Here is a 21347-nt window from a genome sequence, read left to right on the forward strand (position 1 = left end):
ATTAAAATATTATTTTTATATGTTCATATTGATAGAAGGTTATTTTTTTAATAAGTATTTAATACGTGTTTTTAATATATCGATAGCAATGCGATTCTTACCACCACGGGGAATAATAATATCAGCGTGTTGTTTAGAAGGTTCAATAAATTGCAGAAACATAGGTCTTACTGTTTTTTTGTATTGTGCCATTACAGACTCTAATGTTCTTCCTCGCTCCATAATGTCACGAGTTAGACGACGCATTAAACAGATATCCAATGGTGTATCGACAAAAATACTCGCATCTACCTGTGCTCTTAATGCAGGATCAGTCAGTAATAAGATACCTTCAATAATAATAATTTTCTTCGGCGTTAATTCGCTTACTTCATTAAGACGAGTATGTTCTGTATAACTATAAACTGGAATTTCAACGGTTTGATTTTTCTTTAGTTTTTTCAAATGCTCACATAATAATGCATGCTCAAAAGCTTTTGGATGATCATAGTTAGTTTGAACACGCTCTTCTAAGGGCATATGAGACTGATCTTTATAATAAGCATCTTCCGAGATGATCCCTATTTGATCTGTTTCTAGCTCTTGTTGTAGTTCATTACAGATAGTATTAGCAATTAAACTTTTTCCTGAGGCAGATGCCCCTGCAATAGCAATAACAACACAGTGATTTTTATTCAAATTAGCCTCTCAGAAGTTAAAATATTTAGTTAGATGTTTTATATATAGGAAAACAAATATTAATAATGTAAGCGATGATCACCCCACAAATAACCCCGCATATATTGGCGAACAGATCTAACCATTCTGCCTGTCGGTTAAAATGAGGTTGTATTAATTCAATTGTTCCACTCAAAGCAATATAAGACAGTAAGATAATAAACCAATATTTAGGTTTTTTTAACATAAGAGGCAATACTAAAACACTATAGGCAATAAAGTGATGTGTTTTATCAGTCCCCGCCACCTTAGGTAACTCAGCCATTGGCGTAAGTGATAATATTGCGATCAATGCAAATAATAATAGCGAGAAAAAAATCCAATATTCTCTAATGAATTGTATTAAAACCTTCATAAGGTATAACCTAGTGTTTTTATAAAAAATAAAACTCAGTAAAGTAATAACCAATTAATAATGACGATAAATCAGTTATCACTTTTATAAATAATGTTATGGCATTAACTCAGCTAATTGAGTTAATAGTTTATGCTGCTCTTCAGTCACTTCTGTTGGTGTCGGGATCATAACGGTATAGATTAAATCTCCGACTAAATCACTGTTCATCGCTTTAATACCACGACCTTTAATTCTAAACTTTCTACCTACTTGCGTACCAGCAGGGATTTTTAAATTGATGTAACCAGAAAATGTAGAAGCTTTTGCTGTGCCGCCTATGGTTGCAACAGGGAAAGAGGTTATTAAGTCACAATATAAATCATTACCTTTACGCGTAAAAAATTCATGCTCTAACAGAACAACTTCAACAAATAAATCACCACGTTCAGCGCCTAAAGTACCAGGATTACCTTTCCCTGCAATACGTACTCGCTGACCTTGGTTAATACCTGCTGGCATAGTCACTGATAAAGGTGTCGTTGTATTTGGTAAGCGAATTTCTTTAACGCAACCTTCCACTGAATCTTCTAAAGTCAATTCAACTTGTAAAATAATATCAGAACCTTTTTCAGGTTGAGCTTGATAACGTTGTTGCTGCTGTTGTTGACGCTGACCAAACATATCACCAAAGATATCATTAAAATCTCCAGCACCTTGACCAAAACCACTTTGGTTAAAACCTCCATGACCGAAACCACCACGTTGGCGAGGTTGACCATTTTCAAATGCATCATGTCCAAAATCATCAAATTGCTGGCGTTGTTCTGGATCATTTAAAATTTCGTAAGCTTCTTTTACTTCACGAAATTTTTCTTGAGCAACAGGATTATCAGGATTTCTATCTGGATGGTATTTCATCGCTAATTTTTTATAAGCTTTTTTAATATCTTTCTCAGATGCGGATTTGCTTACACCTAATACTTCGTAATAATCACGTTTTGACATTCTTTTCTCAATAATTCCATAGTAATGGCATAAGTAGTACTTGCTTTGATAGACAACACTACTATGCAGTTTTAGGACAGTTTAAGAGCAACAACAAAATGGATTGAATATAATCATGTTGTTACGCAACAAAGCATTAAGAATTATAACTTAACTAATGTTAAATCATATATAAATTGATTGCTGCAAAGAGAACAGTTAAGAATTGTATAAATATCAAACAAACAAGATAATTTCTTATCTAAACTTCTTATTTTTAAACACTAAATTGCTCATTTAGCAAACAGAAAGAAGTTAATAAAGATGGCTTAATTATTATTATCTTCGACTTAATAAATAATAAACGATTTATTGCTGAGCTGCTGACATAGAAATTTGATTTAAGAACTTTTCAGGATCAAGGTTAAAATGCGCAACACAGGCACTACAAATGCAGGCTTTTTTCTTTAATTTAATAGGTACTAATGCAGTTAACTCAACAGGTACTTTTATTTTGCTACACCAACACCCGATATCACTTTCAACAGCACATTGATTATCTTTCTGACAAAATGGACAAACGCTTGTATTAATATTTTGACTCATCTGAAATACCTATAAAATTGACAAGCAGTAGTAATAGCATAAATCTACAAAATCATTACTGTACAATTTTCAAACAAATATCGTATAACAGGTATTAATCACACTTTTATCACAATATATTGAGTGTTATTGGTTTCTTGAAAAACAACAAGCAAGCTTGACTATCAACATGGCATCAGCGTTTCCAAAATTAAATCCAGATCCGTGCACGCACCTCATACCACTGTAGAAACCTGTAATTCCTGCCATGGTCAAGATGATTTAGGTTTCGCTAATTTTACTCCTATGCTTGCCGGATTAAGTGAAGAATATTTAGATATGCTTTTTATTATTTGAATCTCAGTTAATTGAGCTGAGAGTTTAATGATTGCTACATTTCAGAATGGTCATGATCATCTTCGCTATGAGCTTGTGAATATTCACTTAATATTTCACTGCTTGGGCTATAGTCGTCATCATTACCTGCAATGTAGCGTAGATGTTCCCAAGTTAGCATATAAGCAAAATATAAACGGTGCTGGCGTTTTAATTGTATATTACTTGCAGAGAATAGCTGACTACCTGAATAACCTTGTAATGACTCAATAATATTAACATAACGTAACCAAGGCTGAGCATTGTGTTTGCTAGGGTTAAAATTTACTTTATTAAACGCTAATAATGCATTCCAGAAATGTTTATTCGTATCTACATTGTTTATTTTTTTAGCTTGTTCAATTAATGAAAAGAAGCTTCTTTGCTGTGTTTCTTCCACATTTAAATAATCTTTAAGTTGCTTGATCAAGTGTAACTCAGCTTGATAAAAGAAAGCTGCTAGTGAGACTGGTTGCTCTGATTTAAATTGCTCAACAAAATGTTCAAAAGTATTTTCCACGCGCTTCCCCAATAAATAAGAATAAATATTCTGTCATTATAATCACCTATGTTTAAATTCGTCTAGCTTAGTCTTCGCTGACTAGGCCTTTCAGTAATTTAGTTGCCTTTCTCATTGGGCTATAAATTCATAACAAAAACTGTCGGTATCAAAAAATTTCACTAGCTTATTTATCTGGCGTATTTGCTTTCAAATTGCTCTTAACCAAAATTTCTGATCGCAAGATGGGCATATATTTCAATTTATTAACGGGATTCAGGTTAACTGATACATATTATTCTATTCTTAGTGAAATATTGATTGTTCTCATCTAAGCAATCCCCTAAAATTAGCACCCTATAAAATTAACAATTAAATCAATCATTTAAATAAGTTGAATCCATGGATAGTACGATATTACTCTTTTTAGGTGTTGCATTTACCTTTGGTATGGTAATCAATTTAACCGGCCTTCCCCCAATGGTAGGTTTTTTACTTGCCGGCTTTGCACTTAATTTTCTCGGTTTTGAATCCAGTAACATCTTGATAACTTTCGCAAACTTAGGTGTCACAATATTACTATTCTCAATCGGTCTTAAATTAAATATTCGCACCTTATTTAAATCAGAAGTTTGGGGCGGAGCCAGTATACACCTAACTGTAAGCATTATATTTTATGTATTAGCGCTTATTGCTATCAAACAAATTGGTTTATCTTTATTTGAAAATTTAGACACTTTTGGTCTGTTATTAATCGCTTTTGCATTAAGTTTTTCAAGTACCGTTTTTGCAGTCAAAATTTTAGAAGAAAAGAGTGAAAGTAATTCTCTTTATGGTCGTATCGCCATTGGCATATTGATCATGCAAGATATTTTTGCGGTTCTATTTTTAACTATTTCAGTAGGGAAAACCCCATCTATCTGGGCGCTAGGATTATTCGCCTTACCATTAATCAGACCGTTATTATATAAATTGCTAGATAAAGTCGGACACGGTGAATTATTAGTTTTATATGGATTATTTTTAGCCTTAATTGTCGGCGCAGGTTTATTTGAAAGTGTAGGAATGAAAGCTGATTTAGGCGCACTGATTGCTGGAATGTTATTAGCAGGCCATGCCAGTGCTAAAGAGATGGCGCGAGCTTTATTTAATTTAAAAGAATTATTCTTAGTATGTTTCTTTCTGAGTATCGGTTTGGGTGGTTTACCTAATTTAGATCACGTCATGGTTGCCGCTATTTTGTCATTTTTATTGATTGGCAAAATTGTATTTTATTTCCTAACTCTTGCACAATTTAAACTGCGTTCTCGTACTGCCTTATTTGCCTCTTTCAGCTTAGCAAATTACAGTGAATTTGGATTGATTGTTGCAGCACTTGCAACATATAAAGGTTGGTTATCTCAAGACTGGTTAATTATCACTGCAATTGCGGTTTCATTTAGTTTTATTATTGCTTCAATCTTAAATAAATATGCTGATGCTATTTATACCCGTTATATTTTTATATTAAAACGTTTCCAATCGACGCGCTTACACCTTGATGATAGGCCTGTTCGAGTTGGCGATGCACAGATTTTAGTGATGGGTATGGGACGTATTGGCGCAGGTGCATACGATGCTTTAAAAATGACTTATGGTGAAAAGGTCATGGGAGTCGATTATAACCACCATACAACATTACAACATAGAGAACTAGGAAGACGCGTGATCACCGGTGATGCTCTCGATTCAGATTTTTGGAGCAAACTACAACTCACCGACAATATAAAATTAATTCTATTAGCAATGCCAGATCATAATGGTAATCGTTATGCAGCAGAACAATTAAACAATATTAAAGACTATAACTTTAAAGTTGCAGCCCTTGCACATTTTAAAACTGATGAAAAAGAGCTAAACGATATGGGTATTCACTTAGTATTTAATATGTATGAAGAAGCAGGTGCAGGTTTTGCTCGCCATGTATGGTCAGATTTACAAGGTGTTTTAACTAAAAGTCCTCATAAACTCGACTTATAACGCAAAATATTGTGCTATCAGTGTTTTTTGTTATTAAATTGTACTGATTTCGTGTGACTTTTGATGCTTATTCTGCAAAAATCATATTTCTCAATATGTTGATCTAGTTTGATCACGAAGCATATCAGTTAGATAACTTATGCTTAAAAGTAATTCAAGAAGTAACGGATAACTTTACTCTCCGTTTACAATAAAAAAGGTAACCTTATGTGTTCTATTTTTGGTGTGCTCGACATTAAAAGCGATCCTATCGCATTGCGCCAACAAGCAATTGAAATGTCAAAACTGCTTCGTCATCGCGGTCCAGATTGGTCTGGTGTTTATTCTTCTGATAAAGCGATCCTTGTTCATGAACGTCTTTCTATCGTTGACGTGAATACAGGTGCACAGCCTTTATACAATCAAAATAATACACACATTCTTGCAGTAAATGGTGAAATCTATAATCACAAAGAGCTAGCGAAAGAGTTAACTTGTGGTTACCAATTCAAAACAAAATCTGACTGTGAAATTATTTTAGGTTTGTATGAAGAGAAAGGTAATGCATTTTTAGATGAACTAAATGGTATCTTTGCTTTCTGTTTATACGATGAAGAAAAAGACAAGTACCTGATCGGTCGTGATCACATGGGTATTGTGCCACTTTATCAAGGTTGGGATGTTCATGGAAATTACTATGTAGCATCAGAAATGAAAGCTTTAACACCTATTTGTGCTAAAGTATCTGAATTCCCACCAGGGCATTTTCTAGATAGTGAAATCGGTGAATTAACTAAATATTACGTTCGTGATTGGATGGAATATGATGCAGTTAAAGACAATGGCGGCAGCGCAACTGAAATTGGTCAAGCATTAGAAGAAGCTGTAAAACGTCAATTAATGTGTGATGTTCCATACGGTGTATTATTATCTGGTGGTTTAGATTCTTCTGTTATTTCAGCAATCACACAAAAATTTGCTAAGCAACGTGTTGAAGATGATGATCAAAGCGGCGCTTGGTGGCCACAACTGCACTCTTTCTCTGTTGGCCTAGAAGGTTCTCCAGATTTAGCAGCGGCACAAAAAGTAGCAGACGAGTTAGGTACAGTTCACCACCCTATTATCTTCACTGTACAAAACGGTATTGATGCACTTAAAGAAGTTATCTATCATTTAGAAACTTACGACGTGACAACTATCCGTGCTTCTACTCCAATGTACTTAATGGCGCGTAAAATTAAAGCAATGGGTATCAAAATGGTACTTTCTGGTGAAGGTGCAGATGAAATCTTTGGTGGTTACTTATACTTTCATAAAGCACCAAATGCACAAGAGTTCCATGAAGAGTTAAACCGTAAACTAAGCAAACTACACATGTTTGACTGTTTACGTGCTAACAAATCAATGTCAGCTTGGGGTGTTGAAGCTCGTGTACCTTTCTTAGATAAAGAGTTCTTAGACGTAGCAATGCGTACTAATCCTGAACTTAAAATGATCAAAGATGGTCGTATCGAGAAAAACATCCTACGTGAAGCATTTGATGGCAAGCTATTACCAGAAGTGTTATGGCGTCAAAAAGAGCAATTCTCTGATGGTGTTGGATACAACTGGATTGATACGCTAAAAGAGCACGTTGAAACATTAGTAACAGATCAACAACTTGCTGCGGCAGAGTTTAAATTCCCAATTAATACACCAGATACTAAAGAAGCTTACTTCTACCGTAGTATTTTTGAGGAAAACTTCCCACTTGATAGCGCTGCAGAATGTGTTCCTCATGGTAAATCTGTTGCTTGTTCAACAGTAGAAGCATTAGCGTGGGATGAAAGTTTCCAAAATAATGCCGATCCATCTGGTCGTGCAGCAGGTATTCATAACGATGCTTACACAAAAAAATAAACATTATGTTTAACTAAGCATTTTTTAAGCGCTCTCTGAGCGCTTTTTTTGTGGAGAAAATAAATGGAAACTACTTATTGTCATTGTAAAAGTGGCCTGCAATATAAAGACTGTTGCCAACCTTTTCACCTATTACAGAAAAAACCTAACTCCAGTGAACAATTGATGCGTTCACGTTATAGCGCCTTTTGCTTACAACTAGGAGAATATTTATTTTCGACTTATCACCCCAATTATCGTGGTGATTTAACAACTGAAATACTTTCTGAACCTTCCTTAAATTGGGTTAATTTAGAAATAATTGCTACAGAGAGTTTAAATAATACAGGATTTGTTGAATTCAAAGCTTGGTACATAGATAAAGAGCAACTTAATTGTCATCATGAGCGATCTAATTTTGTTAAAGATCATGAGCAATGGTTTTATTGTGATGGAACTTTTTATCCTAATGAAAAATCAGGTAAGATAAGCCGCAATGATAGCTGCCCTTGTGGTAGTGGTAAAAAATATAAAAAATGCTGTGCTTAACAGTAGAATTGAACCAATAGAGAAAATAATGGAAAAGAAAACACTACTAACCGATTGCCCAGATTCAAAAGGCTTAATCGCACAAATTACTAATATCTGTCAAAAGCATCAACTCAATATCGTTAAAAATAATGAATTTGTTGATCACCAATATAATCGTTTCTTTATGCGTACTGAAATCGAAGGCATTTTTAATGATCAGACATTATTAGCGGACTTAGACTTAAACCTACCAAAAGGTTCATCACGTGCGTTAATTAATGCAAGCAAGCGTAAACGTATTGTTATCTTAGTAACTAAAGAAGCTCACTGTCTTGGTGATATATTGATGAAGAGCACCTATGGTAGCATTGATGTTGAGATAGCAGCGGTTATTGGTAATTACGATGCATTAGAAGATCTCGTGACTAAGTTTAATATCCCATATCATACTGTGAGCCATGAAGGTTTAACACGTGAAGAGCATGAAGATAAAGTATTAGAAGCCATTGCACCTTACACCCCTGATTATGTTATTTTAGCTAAATACATGCGTATTTTAACACCTAAATTTGTTGAAACTTATTCTAATAAACTGATTAATATCCACCACTCATTTTTACCTGCTTTCATCGGCGCAAAGCCATATCAGCAAGCCTTTGATCGTGGTGTAAAAATTATTGGTGCGACGGCTCACTTTGTTAATAATGACCTAGATGAAGGCCCTATTATTACACAAGATGTTGCTCATATTGACCATGCTTACAGTGCAGAAGATCTGGCTAAAGCAGGTAGGGATGTTGAAAAATCAGTATTAAGCCGCGCATTACAACAAGTATTAGATGATAAAGTATTCGTTTATGCGAACAGAACTGTAGTTTTTAGATAATTTATTAGATAGTATTTATTTTTTAGATTATGCTTATAAGCACCATGCTCAATCATCTGATTCTAAAGTGAAATAAATCACTGGGATCATAAATACTAACAGTCTTGGAGTCTATTATGAAAAAACAACTAGCTGCTATCGCAATCGCAACAAGTTTATTAAGTGTGTCAGTTCAAGCTGCAGACAAAACACCGATTATGTTTTCTTCAGTAAATGGTTTTAATGCACCTAATGCAAGTGAAGTAACAGGTGTTCGTTTAGCTGCGTTACACGGGAAAGTAGATAAAGTTACAGGTTTAGATATTGCACTGTTGGGTATGTCAGAAACAAATACAACTGTTGGTGTAAATTACGGGATATTTGGTGGTCATAAAGTCAACAAAAGCATGACTGGTGCTTCATTAGGTATCTTTAACTGGTCACCAGGTGAAACACTTGGTGCAAACCTAGGCATAGTAAATGTAACCGGTAATGTGAAAGGCGCAAATGTATCTGCCGTGAACTATTCTGAAGGTAATACTATGGTTGATGTTGCATTTGTAAGTATTTCAAAACAGTCAACAGTACAAGTTGGTATTTTTAACAAAACAGCAAAAATTGATGGTGTTCAAGTTGGCCTAATTAACTGTGCTGACAATGGATTCTTTAAGTGTTTCCCAATTGTTAACTTCGCAAAATAAATATTAAGTTAAAATAAAAGACCTAAAAACCTTAACTTTTGTTAAGGTTTTTTTATATCTAAATTAAATTCCCTTCTTCATTGTATAGACTTTTTCAATCAGCAATACGCGCTATGAATTTTCCATCCAAATAAAATTTAGCTACTTGATTTGATTTTTCACCACGTAATATTGATGTTTTACCATCCATATAAAGAATATGATATTCAATTGTATTAGTATTAATTATGTCTGCTTGTACTGACTTAATGCTCTCATCTGTCATTTTTAATTTCTGTAATAATGAAGATGTTAAAACAGGCTTAACCGGCTCTTCTAACAATAACGTTGTTTTCTGAAGTGTAGTATTATTTTTCTCTTCGCTCTTTTTTTCTTTTACATCAAGAAGATAAGGTTGATTATTTAATGGGTTCTTACCCGACCAAAACTCGATAGAATTAAACACTAAGATATCAACAGTAAATGTTAATCCGTATACTGGCATTAATAGCATATTAACACCACCGCGAGCATAATGGTTTTCAACGACTTCATGATTAAACTGAATAACTTTTTCTGTTACAGCATTATTTCCCACACAACCAGATAATGAACTAACACCTCCGAGGAACAGTAAAACCAAAGCCGTTTTTTTAGTAAAATTCATTTTATTAACTCTTCTTTGAATATGATTTTATATTAATAAAATCAATAAGGTACAACTATTATCCTTGATAATATTTAAAATGCAGAAGTTAACAAATAAGTGGATAAAGTCAATACAAATGGTTTTATCTTATAAAGTACAACACACTTTAAATATACATATTATTATTTTTTATTAAGTAAAAAATACAACTAATTTATTAGTCCCTAAAGATTTCCCTCCTAACAACTTGTTTATTATTCATACAAAAAAATGTAATTTTGTATTATTAGAATAAAAAACATGCATAACATTGTTTTATTTAAGTTTTTTACACTTTAATTCTTCACAATCGATAATTTTCTGATATTATCACCATCGAAATAACGGAGGGGTTCCCGAGTGGCCAAAGGGAACAGATTGTAAATCTGTCGCGAAAGCTTCGGTGGTTCGAATCCACCTCCCTCCACCATTTCATCTCTTCATGCTCTCACTCTAAATTATCAATAAGTCTAATTTTTCTATCATCTATCAAATAATAATTTACAATAAACTCTTTATATTATTTTAAAACCTGACGGGCATAAGCAATCACTTGCTCACTTAATAGTTGCATTAACTCTCCCCCTAATTGCCAACAATGCCAATACAGAGGCACTCTGACTTTATACTCAGGTAAAATATCAATTAACCCCCCAGATTCCAGATGTTCTTGTACACTGAATAGGCTATTAAAGCTGTATGCCCCACTCGCTAAAGTTAAATCTACAAAAGCCTCTGAAGAGCGTACCGTATGACATGGATATTGCCCCATACTTAATTGAAAGTGCTCACTTAAAAAATCTAAATGCATATCATCATGTTGGTCAAATGACATCGCGGGAGCATGTTGTAAACTTTGTTTATTAACTCCATTTTTAAAAAAACGCTCAATAAAATTAGGACTCGCAACACATACATATTCCATATAACCAAGAAAGTGACTATCACTGCCACTAATTGCCTTTTCTTTATTACTTAAACAAGCAAGCGCTTCACCACTTCGCATTCTTTCCCAAGTTGTCGATTCATCTTGCACAAACAAATTAAGTTGCACATTTTTTTGTTGTAATAATGGACTCAATGCCGTTATCAACCAACTTGCTAAGCTATCTGCATTCACAGCTAAAGGTAATGTCTGTACTTGGTTGCTTTGTACCGCTAACTGCTGATTTAACTCGATTTCTAATTGCAATACTCGTTGATAATGCCCTAATAATAAACGCCCTAACTGAGTTGACTTGGGAGGCGTGGAACGGATTAATAATGGCTCTCCGAAGGATTTTTCAAGTAATTTAATACGCTGAGAAACTGCAGACTGAGTAATAAAAAGACGTTGTGCTGCACGCTCAAAACTCTGCTCCATAACAACGGCATCTAATGCCTTTAATAATTTGTAATCAATATTACTTAAATCCATCACACTCTCTTTGTTATTTACCTTTAACTTTAAAAGCTAATTTATTACAACAACACACCAGTTATTAGAAAAACTAATTAAACATTAAATTTATTAGCTAGATTAACATAATAAAAAAACTATAGTAGCAGCCTCTTTCCACCATACAATATGAGTATTTATGTTAAGCACTTATTTTACAGGCTTGTCTTTGATGGCCACTTTAATTATGCCTATTGGAATGCAAAATGCGTTTGTTCTCAACCAAGGAATTAAACGTCAATATCACCTGTTTGTTGCCAGTTTTTGTTCTGTTGCTGACATCTTATTTATGTCCATTGGCGTATGGGGAGGAGGAAAAATTTTTAATGCCTACCCTTGGTTATTATTGGGTATTGGTCTTATTGGCTCTATATTCATGCTCTATTATGGTTTTTTATGTTTTAAAAGTGCTTTTAAAGGAGAAAATAACCTTAAAACTGATAATAAAAATCGTAGTTTTAAAGCCATCGTTTTAGCCTGTTGCGCTTTTACTATTTTAAATCCACATGTGTATATTGATACTATTGTTATATTAGGTGGTTTTGCAGCAAACTTAGCACCACAAGAGCGTCCTTGGTTTGTATTTGGTGGTGTTAGCGCTTCATTTATTTGGTTCTTTAGCCTCGCTTTATTAGGGCAAAAATTAGCTCCTATATTATCAAAGCCAAGGAGCCAGCAAATTATTGATCTAGTAATAGGGACAATGATGTGGATCTTAGCAGTTTACTTGTTACATTACGTGGTAACAAATTAAAGCATGATCAATTAACATATAAAAATACTTCTATTTAAATGAATTAGGAAAATATTATTTTGCACACTCTTGCCCAGCTAAAATCAGGCCACCTACATGATATTAAACGCCTAAAGCTATCTGAAAATTTAAGCGAATTTCCTATGGAAATTTTAACTTTGGCAGATAGCTTAGAGATATTAGATTTATCGAATAATCAATTAAGCTCATTACCCGATGAGCTATCGCAACTAACTCAACTTAAAATTATTTTTGCTTCTAATAATTGCTTTAAGGTATTACCTAGTGTATTAGGGAAATGCCCCAAATTAGAAATGATTGGTTTTAAATCTAATCAAATAACCACAGTTCCAGAAGCATCATTGCCTAAACAATTACGTTGGTTAATTTTAACTGAAAATTGTATAACACGTTTGCCAGAGACTTTAGGGCATAGAGCACGTTTACAAAAACTTGCTTTAGCTGGTAATCAATTAACCCAACTTCCTAACAGCTTCAATCGATTACACAATTTAGAATTATTACGTATTTCGGCAAACCAATTAACAAATTTTCCAACTCAATTATTATCACTCCCTAAATTAGCCTGGTTTGCTTTTTCAGGTAATCCTTTTTGCCAGTCAAATTTACATATTAAAACAGTGCCAGAAGTAAACTCCGATGATTACCAGCTACAAGAAGTATTAGGGCAAGGTGCTTCAGGTGTAATATATAAAGCAAATTGGAGCAATCCCAAAGATATAGAGCAAGAAAAACAACAAGAAATAGCTATTAAAGTATTTAAAGGGGAAGTAACAAGCGATGGTTACCCTCAAGATGAATTACAAGCTTGTTTAAAAGTAGGAACGCATAAAAACTTAGTTAAATCCATTGCTCAGGTAAATGAAGATAACTACCTTGCACTGGTTATGGAGTTGATCCCTAGTCACTATAAGAATTTAGGCGGACCACCTAATTTTACAACCTGTACTCGTGACACTTTTGATCCAGAATTTACACTCTCAATAAATAGCATCCAAAAAATAATAGAACAAATGCAGGAAGTATTTAAACACCTTCATAATAACCAAGTATGTCATGGTGATTTATATGCTCATAACACTCTCTTTGATCAACAATCAAATATAATATTTGGTGATTTTGGTGCTGCAAGCATGTATCACATGCTCAATGAAGATATTCAACAATCAATCAGAAAAATAGAACATCGTGCTTTTATTTATTTTTTAGATGATTTACTCAGTATATGTGAAACAAAAGATAAACATTCTCCTGAATATCTGGCATTAAAAGCTCAAGTTGTACAATCGTAATAAAATACAAAGTAGCGATTAGAGGGAACAATAAATATTTGTCCCCTCTACATTTTCTTACGCATTAAAAAATAGCATGAGAAATAGTAAATTAACGCAAATCATCTACCACAGCTAACATAGCAACTAATGATGCTTCACCAAACTTAACTGAACGTTCAGGTGACCACCCCATAGTAGGATCGGGAAGGTTATCATTATCTTTAAAAGGCATTTCTAAGGTATTTGCTAAACAATCAAAACGCTCTGCAACCCAATTGGTCGCAACCGTCATATTGGCTTTACCTGGGGCATCAACTTCATAACCAAATTCAGACTGAAAATCAGCACTAGCTAATGTTAGAACTTCAGTAAAACGTTCACGTAAGCGAGCTAACCTATCATTATAACTCGGAGCGCCTTCTGAACCAGCTAGAAAGACAAAAGGTAACGCTTCATCTCCATGTACGTCATAAAATAGATCCACACCAGTTTCTTCCATTTTATTAATGACATGAAATACTTCAGGACTTCTTTCTAAGCTAGGGTTAAGCCATTCACGGTTTAAGTTAACACCTAATGCATTAGTACGTAGATGTCCTCGTACTCCCCCATCAGGATTCATATTGGGAACGATATAGAAGTTTGCTTTATCTAATAACAGTTTGCTGGTTGGATTGTCACTATCAAGCAAACTATGTAACAAGCCATCCACTAACCATTCAGCCATTGTTTCACCAGGATGCTGACGAGCAATGATCCAAATATTACGCTTATTAGCGTCTTCATCACCGACTTTAACTAAAGTAATATCTCGTTTATCAAGCGTTTCACCTAAATGACTTAAACTCACTAAAGGGTGCATTTGTACTGCAGCTAATAAGTCTTGATGGCGCTCATAACTATAAGGTGCAAAATAGGCAATTTGTAATGATTCACCGTCTAGATCAGCAATGATAGTTAATTTTCCATCCTTATAAAATGTTGGCAATCGGAACCAATGTTGTCGATCATAAGAAGCAACAGCTTGGTAATTCTCCCACCCTTTAACATACGAAGCATCACCTGCATTGAGGATATTAAGTACATATTGCTCCCCCACTACACCTTCTAAACGAAAATTAAACCATTGAAAAAACTCTTCTCCAACATCAGGGCGAATAGCTAATTGAATATTTTTATTATCTTCTAAATTAATAACTTCAATGTTACCTGCATCAAAATTAGCAGTAATACGCATAAGTTTTCCTTAGTTTGTCTATTGTTATATCTGTATACAGAGCATAAACGATCGCAGACAAACAGCATAGGAAAACTGATTTGCTTAACAAAACAGAATAAAAGAAAGTTTATTAATAGCCGAACCTCTTCATTGCAATTAACCTGAATACGATTCGAAAATTGATTCTTTTAATTTATCTCATTCAAATGCAAAGCATTAAGGAAATACTGATGATCAAGCAACTAGAAAAGAGCTATGGTGCAACTATTGGACTAGAAATCTCAGGTACTATTTCAGCTAAAGAAGAGCAACAATGGATAGAAATACTCGATAATATTATTGAAAAAAATGGCAATATTAATGTGCTTATCGTGTTGGATGGAAAAGTTAATTTTGGAATAGATGTACTATATACCGATTTAAAATGGACATTAAAAAATATTAAAAATATGAATAAACTTGCCATTGTATCTAAAAGTAAAGTATTAGGATGGCTTGTTGCAGCAGATAGTCCCTTTGGAAAGTTAGTAGGAGTAAGTGAAAAACATTTTGCATTAAACAAGTTATCAGAGGCTTGGGATTGGGTAAATGATAGCAATTACATTAAATAATGTTACCTAAATTTCGCACAGGAAAAATGACAACAAAAAAATGAGTTATTTTAACAAGCTAAATAGGTTAAGTATTAGTAAAAGCTAATAATAGGAACAACATATGGATCAAGATCGTTTAATTAAAGTATTAAAAATATCGATCATCATTGGTTTATTTTTATTGGCGCTGGGGATTTATTTACACCTTTTTAGTGAAAAAATGCAGGAACTGGGTGTAACCGGTATCATGATTAGTGCAAGTTGTATTGCCGTGGGTTTTATATTTTCCTTACCTACAAAAATCTACTTAACTATTTTATTAATGAGACGTGAAAATGAAGAGCGTTTAGATTCAAATAATAAACGCAGATAAAAGAAAACATTTTATCTGCGTTTGGCCAAAAAATTTACAGCACTTTACTTAAAAATTGCTGCGTTCTCTCTTTTTGTGGGTTATCTAAAACTTCTTGAGGAGTACCAATTTCTTCAATTAATCCTTCGTGAAAAAAAGCTACTTTATCAGATACTTCTTTTGCAAAGGCAATCTCATGAGTAACACAAATCATAGTCATTCCATCATCACGCAATAGTCTTAATGTATCTAATACCTCACCAACTAACTCAGGGTCAAGAGCAGAAGTGACTTCATCAAAAAGCATATAAGGTGGTTCCATTGCTAACGCACGAGCAATCGCTAAACGTTGTTGTTGCCCACCAGACATTTTAGTTGGATATTCATGAAGTTTGTCACCAAGCCCTACATGAGTAAGCTCTTTAGTTGCAATTGCTTCAGCTTTTTCTTTACTAAAACCTTTAACTATTTGTGGCGCCAATGCAGCATTTTCTAATACAGTTAAATGCGGGAATGAATTCCATTGTTGAAATACCATACCTAGATTTTGTCGTAGTGCATTGATATCCGTTTTCTTATCATGTACATCAATACCATCAACTAAAATATGACCACCATTGATAGACTCAATCGCATTAATACAATATAAAAGAGTAGATTTACCACTACCACTTGCACCAATAATACTCACTACTTCGCCGCGATTTACAGTTAAATCAATGCCTTTTAATACTTCTAAGTCACCAAAAGATTTATGAACACCTTTTATTTCAATCATATTTTCATTTTCCTTTCTATATATTTACCATAACGCGACAACGGATAAGAGATCATAAAGTAAAACAATCCAACACCTATCAAGATCATGAGAGGTTGTTGCGTTCTTGATATTAACTGCTCTGCAGTTCTCAGTAATTCCATGTATCCTATAACAGATACAAGTGCCGAATCTTTTATCACACTAAGTGCAACCCCAAGCCAAGATGGGAATACCGCTCTCATTCCAATTGGAATTCTGATATATCGCACGGTTTGTAGATAATTCATGCCCAACGATCTGGCTGCTTGTACCATAGAAACAGGCACACTATTAAACCCACTTCTGAAAACCTCTGTCATAAATGCCATGGTATACAAAGATAAAATAATTGAACCTGCGGCAAAAGGAGGAAGAGGATAGCCCATAACACCAACAAAAGTGCTAAATAGTATAAGTTGAATAATAAGAGGCACAGATCTAAGAATATCTAAAAATGCACCTAAAACCATATTCACTGATTTATTTGATTCCGCTCTTATAAAGCCAATCAATAATCCCAGCAAACTACCAACAACAATGGCAACAATAGAGATATAAACAGTATTTAAAATACCCGTTAAAATAAATCCAGAGTCATTCCACGATAAAGGAGTAAATAAATTCATTATGATAGTTCTCCTTTAAATATTTTTTTAGCGATCAAACTCGATGCTAACAGCACCAACTTCGTTATTACAAAATACATAGCAGCTGCCACGATAAAGAACTCTAAAGTTCTAAATGAAGTTGATTGCAATCTTTGAGTCTCACCAGATAATTCATCCATACCGACTAAAATCCCCAAAGAACTCATCAAAATTGACCAGACAAACTGATTTGTCATTGGGTGATAAATTCTTCTGAACATTTGCGGTAAAATGACATATCGATAAACTTTAAAATTATTCATGCCAAGTGATTTTGCAGCACTATATTGAGTCGCAGGAATGGATTGAAATCCACCTCTAAATGTTTCAGCTAAATATCCAGCATTAATAAAAACTAATGCAGCAAAAACTGATAGGTATGGGCTAAGATGAATTCCATAAGCACCTAAACCAAAATATGCCATGTAGATAAGAAATAAAGCTGGTGTATTTCTAGCAATCTCTACCCAAATATTTGAAATATGATAAAAAACCTTAGAATTTGACATTTTTCCTAAAGCTAATAATACCGCAATCACTATCCCTACCAGCATAGATAAAACTGAAACATGCACGGTTGTAAATGCCCCAGTTAAGAGTTGCGGGAATGCATCAAATACTACATTCCAATGAAATTGATAATTGTCCATATATCCTCTTTATAAACACCGTTATAGATGTTTTAAATATCCCCAAATTTTACAAATAATAAAACTGGTGTTATCGATACTTACATTAAAGTCGAAGTATTGATTTTATGCGCCGCTTAATGCGGATTAATTCATGTAAACCTTAAAATTTATTAACTTTGTGCACTACCCCTCCAAATAGATTTTTAAATTTTTTAAAAACTTACTGAAGCAATATAACATTTGTTATAAATGGCTTATTTCAGACTTTTATTTATATTGTTTGCGATCACTCAAATCATCATTTTAGATAAATTGTTATTTGAGATAGATTGATGAGCCTTGAGGCTTTGATAACCTCCAGTTGTACTGGAGGTTTTTAAGGTTAGACAAAATACTTATTTATTGTCTCTTAATGACTGAACCATATCAGGTGATACAGGGGTACCAAAATGTTTAACATGCAATTCATTTAGTCGACCATCTCGTACTTGGTGAACTAAAAACAGGTTCAAGTAGTTGATCCAAGCAAGTTCATTTCTTTTGGCAATAATACCTACTACATCATCATAGTTTGGTACGTAAGGACCTGCGACAAACCCATCAAATTGGCCTGATGTTAACTTTGTAGCAATGTTTGTATTTGTTGAGATCAGTGCATCAATTTTACCTTGATACAAACCTAAAAAGGCATCATTTTCTGATTTAAAAGAAGTGTAATTATCTCTTCCCCAACCTTTTGAATCAGCATATTTAAAATACTCAGATTCATAAGTTGTCCCTAAAGCTGCGCCAACTTTAACATTTTTAAGATCGTCAAAAGATGCCATTTTCACACCTTCTTTAGATAACACTTGGAATTTAAATACAAAGTATGGGTAGGTAAAGCCGACTGATTTTGCTCGAGCTAAAGTGTCTGAAGTAGAGCCAATAACAACGTCTGTTTTTGCAGAAATTAACGAAGGAATTCGATCACCCCAGGTTAAATTGATAACGTTTGATTTTACACCTAAACCTTTTGCTAAATCATTACAGTAATCAACATCAAAACCGGCTGGTTTATTATTTTTATCTGTATAACCCATTGGAGGAAAATCTAGTACAACACCACAATTTAAAGTGCCTCGGGTGATAACATCATCCAACTGATCGGCATGTGCTGCTGAAAATGTACCTATTGCTGATACTGAAGCAATGACTAATGAAATTTTCTTTATTAACTTCATACTTTCTCCTTTAGTTTTTATTTAACATCTGCTTTATCTAGGGTATGGCAAAATAGATTTACCACTCTTTGCATCTTGTTATTAAATGACACATCCCTGTCTATAAGTTAATGTTGATATTTATCAGTTAATGTTAATTTCTATAACATTAAAAAATACTGTAGCAAACTTTAGAATAACTTGTTGACATTTATGAGGTTTATTGAAGATCAAAGAAAAGAATAAGAAGCAAAAAAATATCAAAATTTATTTTAGACAACCAAAGAATCAATAACTTAACGCACTGATTATCAAGTATAAAAAGTTTACATTTAATTTTAATTTTTTGAATTAAATGTCTAAAAAACAATCAACTAATGGGTAAGCATAAAAATAAAACAATGGGATAGGTGAAAATCAATTCAATTATTTTGTTTATTTAAAATAAATGTCACAAAAAATATCTATTTATTGATGGCCAGCCAGATCAAATAAGTTGTAACCAATATAATAAAGAAACACCTAAACTACAGGTTAATAAAGAACCAATTGTTGTCATCGCAACAATATTAGCGGCTAAATCTGCATTATGACCCATCGCTCTTGCCATCACATAACTTGCTGCTGCTGTTGGTGAAGCTGACATAAAGAAAACTAATCCTAAAGGCGTTCCAGTAAAACCAAATAAATAAGCTCCTCCGGTGATGAAGATAGGTCCTATAACAATTTTTAAGATACTAGAGAAACGGCAATTAAAACCATTATATTTTAAAGCTTTTAGATTTAAACTACCGCCTGTGCATAAAAGAGCTAGTGGTAATGTCATATTTGAAAAATATTGCCCTGTATTAATCAATACTTTGGGTACAGGAATAGCAAATATAAAGAAGACGATACCTAATGAAATACCGATAATTAATGGGTTCTTGGCAATTGATTTAACCACACCAAAGATAGTTATCGACTTAACCCCTTCTTGTTTGGGCGTTAATATGATGACCGATAAAATATTATAAAGCATGGTATGAAAAGCCACATAAATAGCTGCGACAGCAATCCCCGCGTCTCCATAAACATTGGCAACATAAGCTAAACCAATAATAGCAATATTACTTCTAAATGCGCCTTGGACAATAACACCATGATCACTTTTGTCTTTTACCCAATACCGAGTTAATAAAACCGTTAATAAGAAAAAAACAAAATTTGCGATGACCGAGTATATTATCAAAGAAAAATTAATATCAATATCACGATTAGTTTTAATAATGCTTAAGAAAAGCAATGCAGGAAGCGTTACTTTAAAAACCAGTTTTGAACCAATTTCAATAAAAGCATCATTAATAGTATTTGTTTTTCTTAAAAACCATCCTAAAAAAAGTAATAAACAAATAGGACCAATAATAGAAAAAGAAAAATGTAGTGACTCTAAAAACATATGAAACTCTCTAATATAAAAGCAATAATAAATATCGTCATTTAGTCGTTCATTCTATAGAGCTAAAGACTTTCTGATTATCACATAAAAATATAAGCTGAAATTTAATCAATCTGTAGATATTTATGAACTTGTACCGATAATCGCCAATTGCGCTCAATACAAGTTTTCATACATAAAGCTGTCGCGTTAACTTTTTGAGAAATGGGTTGTAAGCAAATAGTTTTATCTTTAACTGAGCTTAGTTGTGATAAAAGTATATCCAATTGTTCAATATCTCTCTCTGTACCAACGGGATGTTTAATTTCATTTGCACGTTGTAATGCCTCTTTTAAGACAACTTTTTTACCGCGCATATTTACTTTGGGTGACAAAGTAACCCACGTTTCAACATCCACCAATATAGGATAAGTTCCACTGGTTTCAACTTGAGTTTGAAATCCAAATTGATGCAAAACTTGTGTTAATTCTCGTAAATCAAACATACAAGGCTCACCACCGGTAATAACAATTAAGTTCGCAGTGTAACCTAAACGTTTAATTTCATTAACGATGTCTACTGCAGAGACATCTGCCCAACGATCCGATTCATTACTTTTATCGGTTAATAAAATTAAATCAGATTTTTTAGCAAGATCAATTTCCCATGTATGTTTTGTATCACACCAAGCACAGCCTACATCACAACCTTGTAAACGAACAAAAATAGCAGGCACACCAGTATAAAAACCTTCACCTTGGATAGTTTGAAATAGTTCATTTACTTTATAGTTCTGTATCATTGACGTAAAATACCTTAATTAGATCTTGCTCACTGTTTTGGTGGGCTTTTTATAAGCGA

General features: G+C 33.5%; 23 protein-coding genes and 1 tRNA gene. 10 read left to right on the forward strand and 14 right to left on the reverse strand.

Annotation, left to right across the window (positions count from 1 at the left end; all coding sequences use genetic code 11):
• Positions 1-39: 39 nt before the first annotated feature.
• The 5 genes from udk to E2R68_RS03625 all read right to left on the reverse strand — a co-directional run bounded on the left by udk (position 40) and on the right by E2R68_RS03625 (position 3518).
• Complete coding sequence (gene udk / locus E2R68_RS03605; RefSeq protein ID WP_134276140.1) at positions 40-678, reverse strand: uridine kinase; 639 nt, start codon at positions 676-678, stop codon at positions 40-42.
• Positions 679-703: 25 nt separating this feature from the next.
• Positions 704-1126, reverse strand: a complete 423-nt coding sequence (locus E2R68_RS03610) for a VanZ family protein (RefSeq protein WP_279587468.1) — start codon at positions 1124-1126, stop codon at positions 704-706.
• 42 nt (positions 1127-1168) lie between these two features.
• Entirely contained in the window at positions 1169-2059 is an 891-nt protein-coding gene (locus E2R68_RS03615; protein ID WP_134276141.1) for a DnaJ C-terminal domain-containing protein, read from the reverse strand.
• Between the two features lie 348 nt (positions 2060-2407).
• Complete coding sequence (locus E2R68_RS03620; protein ID WP_134276142.1) at positions 2408-2644, reverse strand: cysteine-rich CWC family protein; 237 nt, start codon at positions 2642-2644, stop codon at positions 2408-2410.
• Between the two features lie 370 nt (positions 2645-3014).
• Positions 3015-3518: a hypothetical protein gene (locus E2R68_RS03625; protein ID WP_134276143.1), complete on the reverse strand. Its 504-nt coding sequence runs from the start codon at positions 3516-3518 to the stop codon at positions 3015-3017.
• Between the two features lie 381 nt (positions 3519-3899).
• Between E2R68_RS03625 and E2R68_RS03630 the strand changes: the two genes are divergently transcribed.
• The 5 genes from E2R68_RS03630 to E2R68_RS03650 all read left to right on the forward strand — a co-directional run bounded on the left by E2R68_RS03630 (position 3900) and on the right by E2R68_RS03650 (position 9470).
• Complete coding sequence (locus tag E2R68_RS03630; RefSeq protein WP_134276144.1) at positions 3900-5516, forward strand: cation:proton antiporter domain-containing protein; 1617 nt, start codon at positions 3900-3902, stop codon at positions 5514-5516.
• Positions 5517-5723: 207 nt separating this feature from the next.
• Positions 5724-7394 (forward strand): asparagine synthase B, encoded by a 1671-nt coding sequence (asnB, locus tag E2R68_RS03635; protein WP_134276145.1) that lies wholly within the window; start codon positions 5724-5726, stop codon positions 7392-7394.
• 63 nt (positions 7395-7457) lie between these two features.
• Positions 7458-7922 (forward strand): YchJ family protein, encoded by a 465-nt coding sequence (locus E2R68_RS03640; protein WP_134276146.1) that lies wholly within the window; start codon positions 7458-7460, stop codon positions 7920-7922.
• Positions 7923-7950: 28 nt separating this feature from the next.
• Positions 7951-8790, forward strand: coding sequence for a formyltetrahydrofolate deformylase (gene purU / locus E2R68_RS03645; RefSeq protein ID WP_134276147.1), 840 nt, complete (start codon positions 7951-7953; stop codon positions 8788-8790).
• Between the two features lie 116 nt (positions 8791-8906).
• Positions 8907-9470, forward strand: coding sequence for a VC2662 family protein (locus E2R68_RS03650; protein ID WP_134276148.1), 564 nt, complete (start codon positions 8907-8909; stop codon positions 9468-9470).
• A 94-nt stretch (positions 9471-9564) separates the two neighbouring features.
• Here E2R68_RS03650 and E2R68_RS03655 read toward each other — a convergent pair whose 3' ends face one another.
• Positions 9565-10116 carry a DUF3332 family protein gene (locus E2R68_RS03655; protein ID WP_134276149.1) on the reverse strand — a complete coding sequence of 184 codons (552 nt, stop codon included), beginning with the start codon at positions 10114-10116 and terminating at the stop codon, positions 9565-9567.
• A gap of 367 nt (positions 10117-10483) precedes the next feature.
• On the opposite strand from E2R68_RS03655, the gene E2R68_RS03660 reads away from it, so the two are divergent.
• Positions 10484-10567: transfer RNA gene (locus E2R68_RS03660), tRNA-Tyr, on the forward strand.
• Between the two features lie 90 nt (positions 10568-10657).
• On the opposite strand, the gene E2R68_RS03665 is transcribed toward E2R68_RS03660, so the two are convergent.
• Positions 10658-11554 carry a LysR family transcriptional regulator ArgP gene (locus E2R68_RS03665; protein WP_134276150.1) on the reverse strand — a complete coding sequence of 299 codons (897 nt, stop codon included), beginning with the start codon at positions 11552-11554 and terminating at the stop codon, positions 10658-10660.
• A 160-nt stretch (positions 11555-11714) separates the two neighbouring features.
• On the opposite strand from E2R68_RS03665, the gene E2R68_RS03670 reads away from it, so the two are divergent.
• Both E2R68_RS03670 and E2R68_RS03675 read left to right on the forward strand, forming a co-directional pair.
• A complete protein-coding gene (locus E2R68_RS03670; RefSeq protein WP_134276151.1) occupies positions 11715-12329 on the forward strand; it encodes a LysE/ArgO family amino acid transporter in 615 nt (204 codons plus the stop codon).
• 59 nt (positions 12330-12388) lie between these two features.
• Entirely contained in the window at positions 12389-13642 is a 1254-nt protein-coding gene (locus tag E2R68_RS03675; protein ID WP_134276152.1) for a leucine-rich repeat-containing protein kinase family protein, read from the forward strand.
• A 91-nt stretch (positions 13643-13733) separates the two neighbouring features.
• On the opposite strand, the gene E2R68_RS03680 is transcribed toward E2R68_RS03675, so the two are convergent.
• Positions 13734-14861 carry a M14 family metallopeptidase gene (locus tag E2R68_RS03680; RefSeq protein ID WP_134276153.1) on the reverse strand — a complete coding sequence of 376 codons (1128 nt, stop codon included), beginning with the start codon at positions 14859-14861 and terminating at the stop codon, positions 13734-13736.
• 212 nt (positions 14862-15073) lie between these two features.
• Here E2R68_RS03680 and E2R68_RS03685 point away from each other — a divergent pair, with 212 nt between their 5' ends.
• Both E2R68_RS03685 and E2R68_RS03690 read left to right on the forward strand, forming a co-directional pair.
• Complete coding sequence (locus E2R68_RS03685) at positions 15074-15454, forward strand: SpoIIAA family protein (RefSeq protein ID WP_134276154.1); 381 nt, start codon at positions 15074-15076, stop codon at positions 15452-15454.
• 103 nt (positions 15455-15557) lie between these two features.
• On the forward strand, positions 15558-15809 hold the full coding sequence (locus tag E2R68_RS03690; protein WP_134276155.1) for a hypothetical protein: 252 nt from the start codon (positions 15558-15560) through the stop codon (positions 15807-15809).
• 34 nt (positions 15810-15843) lie between these two features.
• On the opposite strand, the gene E2R68_RS03695 is transcribed toward E2R68_RS03690, so the two are convergent.
• The 6 genes from E2R68_RS03695 to queE form a co-directional block, all read right to left on the reverse strand.
• A complete protein-coding gene (locus tag E2R68_RS03695) occupies positions 15844-16566 on the reverse strand; it encodes an amino acid ABC transporter ATP-binding protein (protein ID WP_134276156.1) in 723 nt (240 codons plus the stop codon).
• Complete coding sequence (locus E2R68_RS03700; RefSeq protein ID WP_243834586.1) at positions 16563-17213, reverse strand: amino acid ABC transporter permease; 651 nt, start codon at positions 17211-17213, stop codon at positions 16563-16565. Before E2R68_RS03700 ends, E2R68_RS03695 begins: the two co-directional genes overlap by 4 nt.
• On the reverse strand, positions 17213-17884 hold the full coding sequence (locus tag E2R68_RS03705) for an amino acid ABC transporter permease (protein ID WP_134276158.1): 672 nt from the start codon (positions 17882-17884) through the stop codon (positions 17213-17215). The genes E2R68_RS03700 and E2R68_RS03705 overlap by 1 nt, the downstream gene beginning before the upstream one ends.
• 377 nt (positions 17885-18261) lie before the next feature.
• On the reverse strand, positions 18262-19089 hold the full coding sequence (locus E2R68_RS03710; protein ID WP_134276159.1) for a transporter substrate-binding domain-containing protein: 828 nt from the start codon (positions 19087-19089) through the stop codon (positions 18262-18264).
• Positions 19090-19555: 466 nt separating this feature from the next.
• Positions 19556-20506 (reverse strand): AEC family transporter, encoded by a 951-nt coding sequence (locus tag E2R68_RS03715; RefSeq protein WP_134276160.1) that lies wholly within the window; start codon positions 20504-20506, stop codon positions 19556-19558.
• A 104-nt stretch (positions 20507-20610) separates the two neighbouring features.
• Positions 20611-21288, reverse strand: coding sequence for a 7-carboxy-7-deazaguanine synthase QueE (gene queE / locus E2R68_RS03720; protein ID WP_134276161.1), 678 nt, complete (start codon positions 21286-21288; stop codon positions 20611-20613).
• Between the last annotated feature and the right edge of the window lie 59 nt (positions 21289-21347).

Source organism: Psychromonas algarum (assembly GCF_004376845.1).
In the GTDB taxonomy this organism is placed as follows: domain Bacteria; phylum Pseudomonadota; class Gammaproteobacteria; order Enterobacterales; family Psychromonadaceae; genus Psychromonas.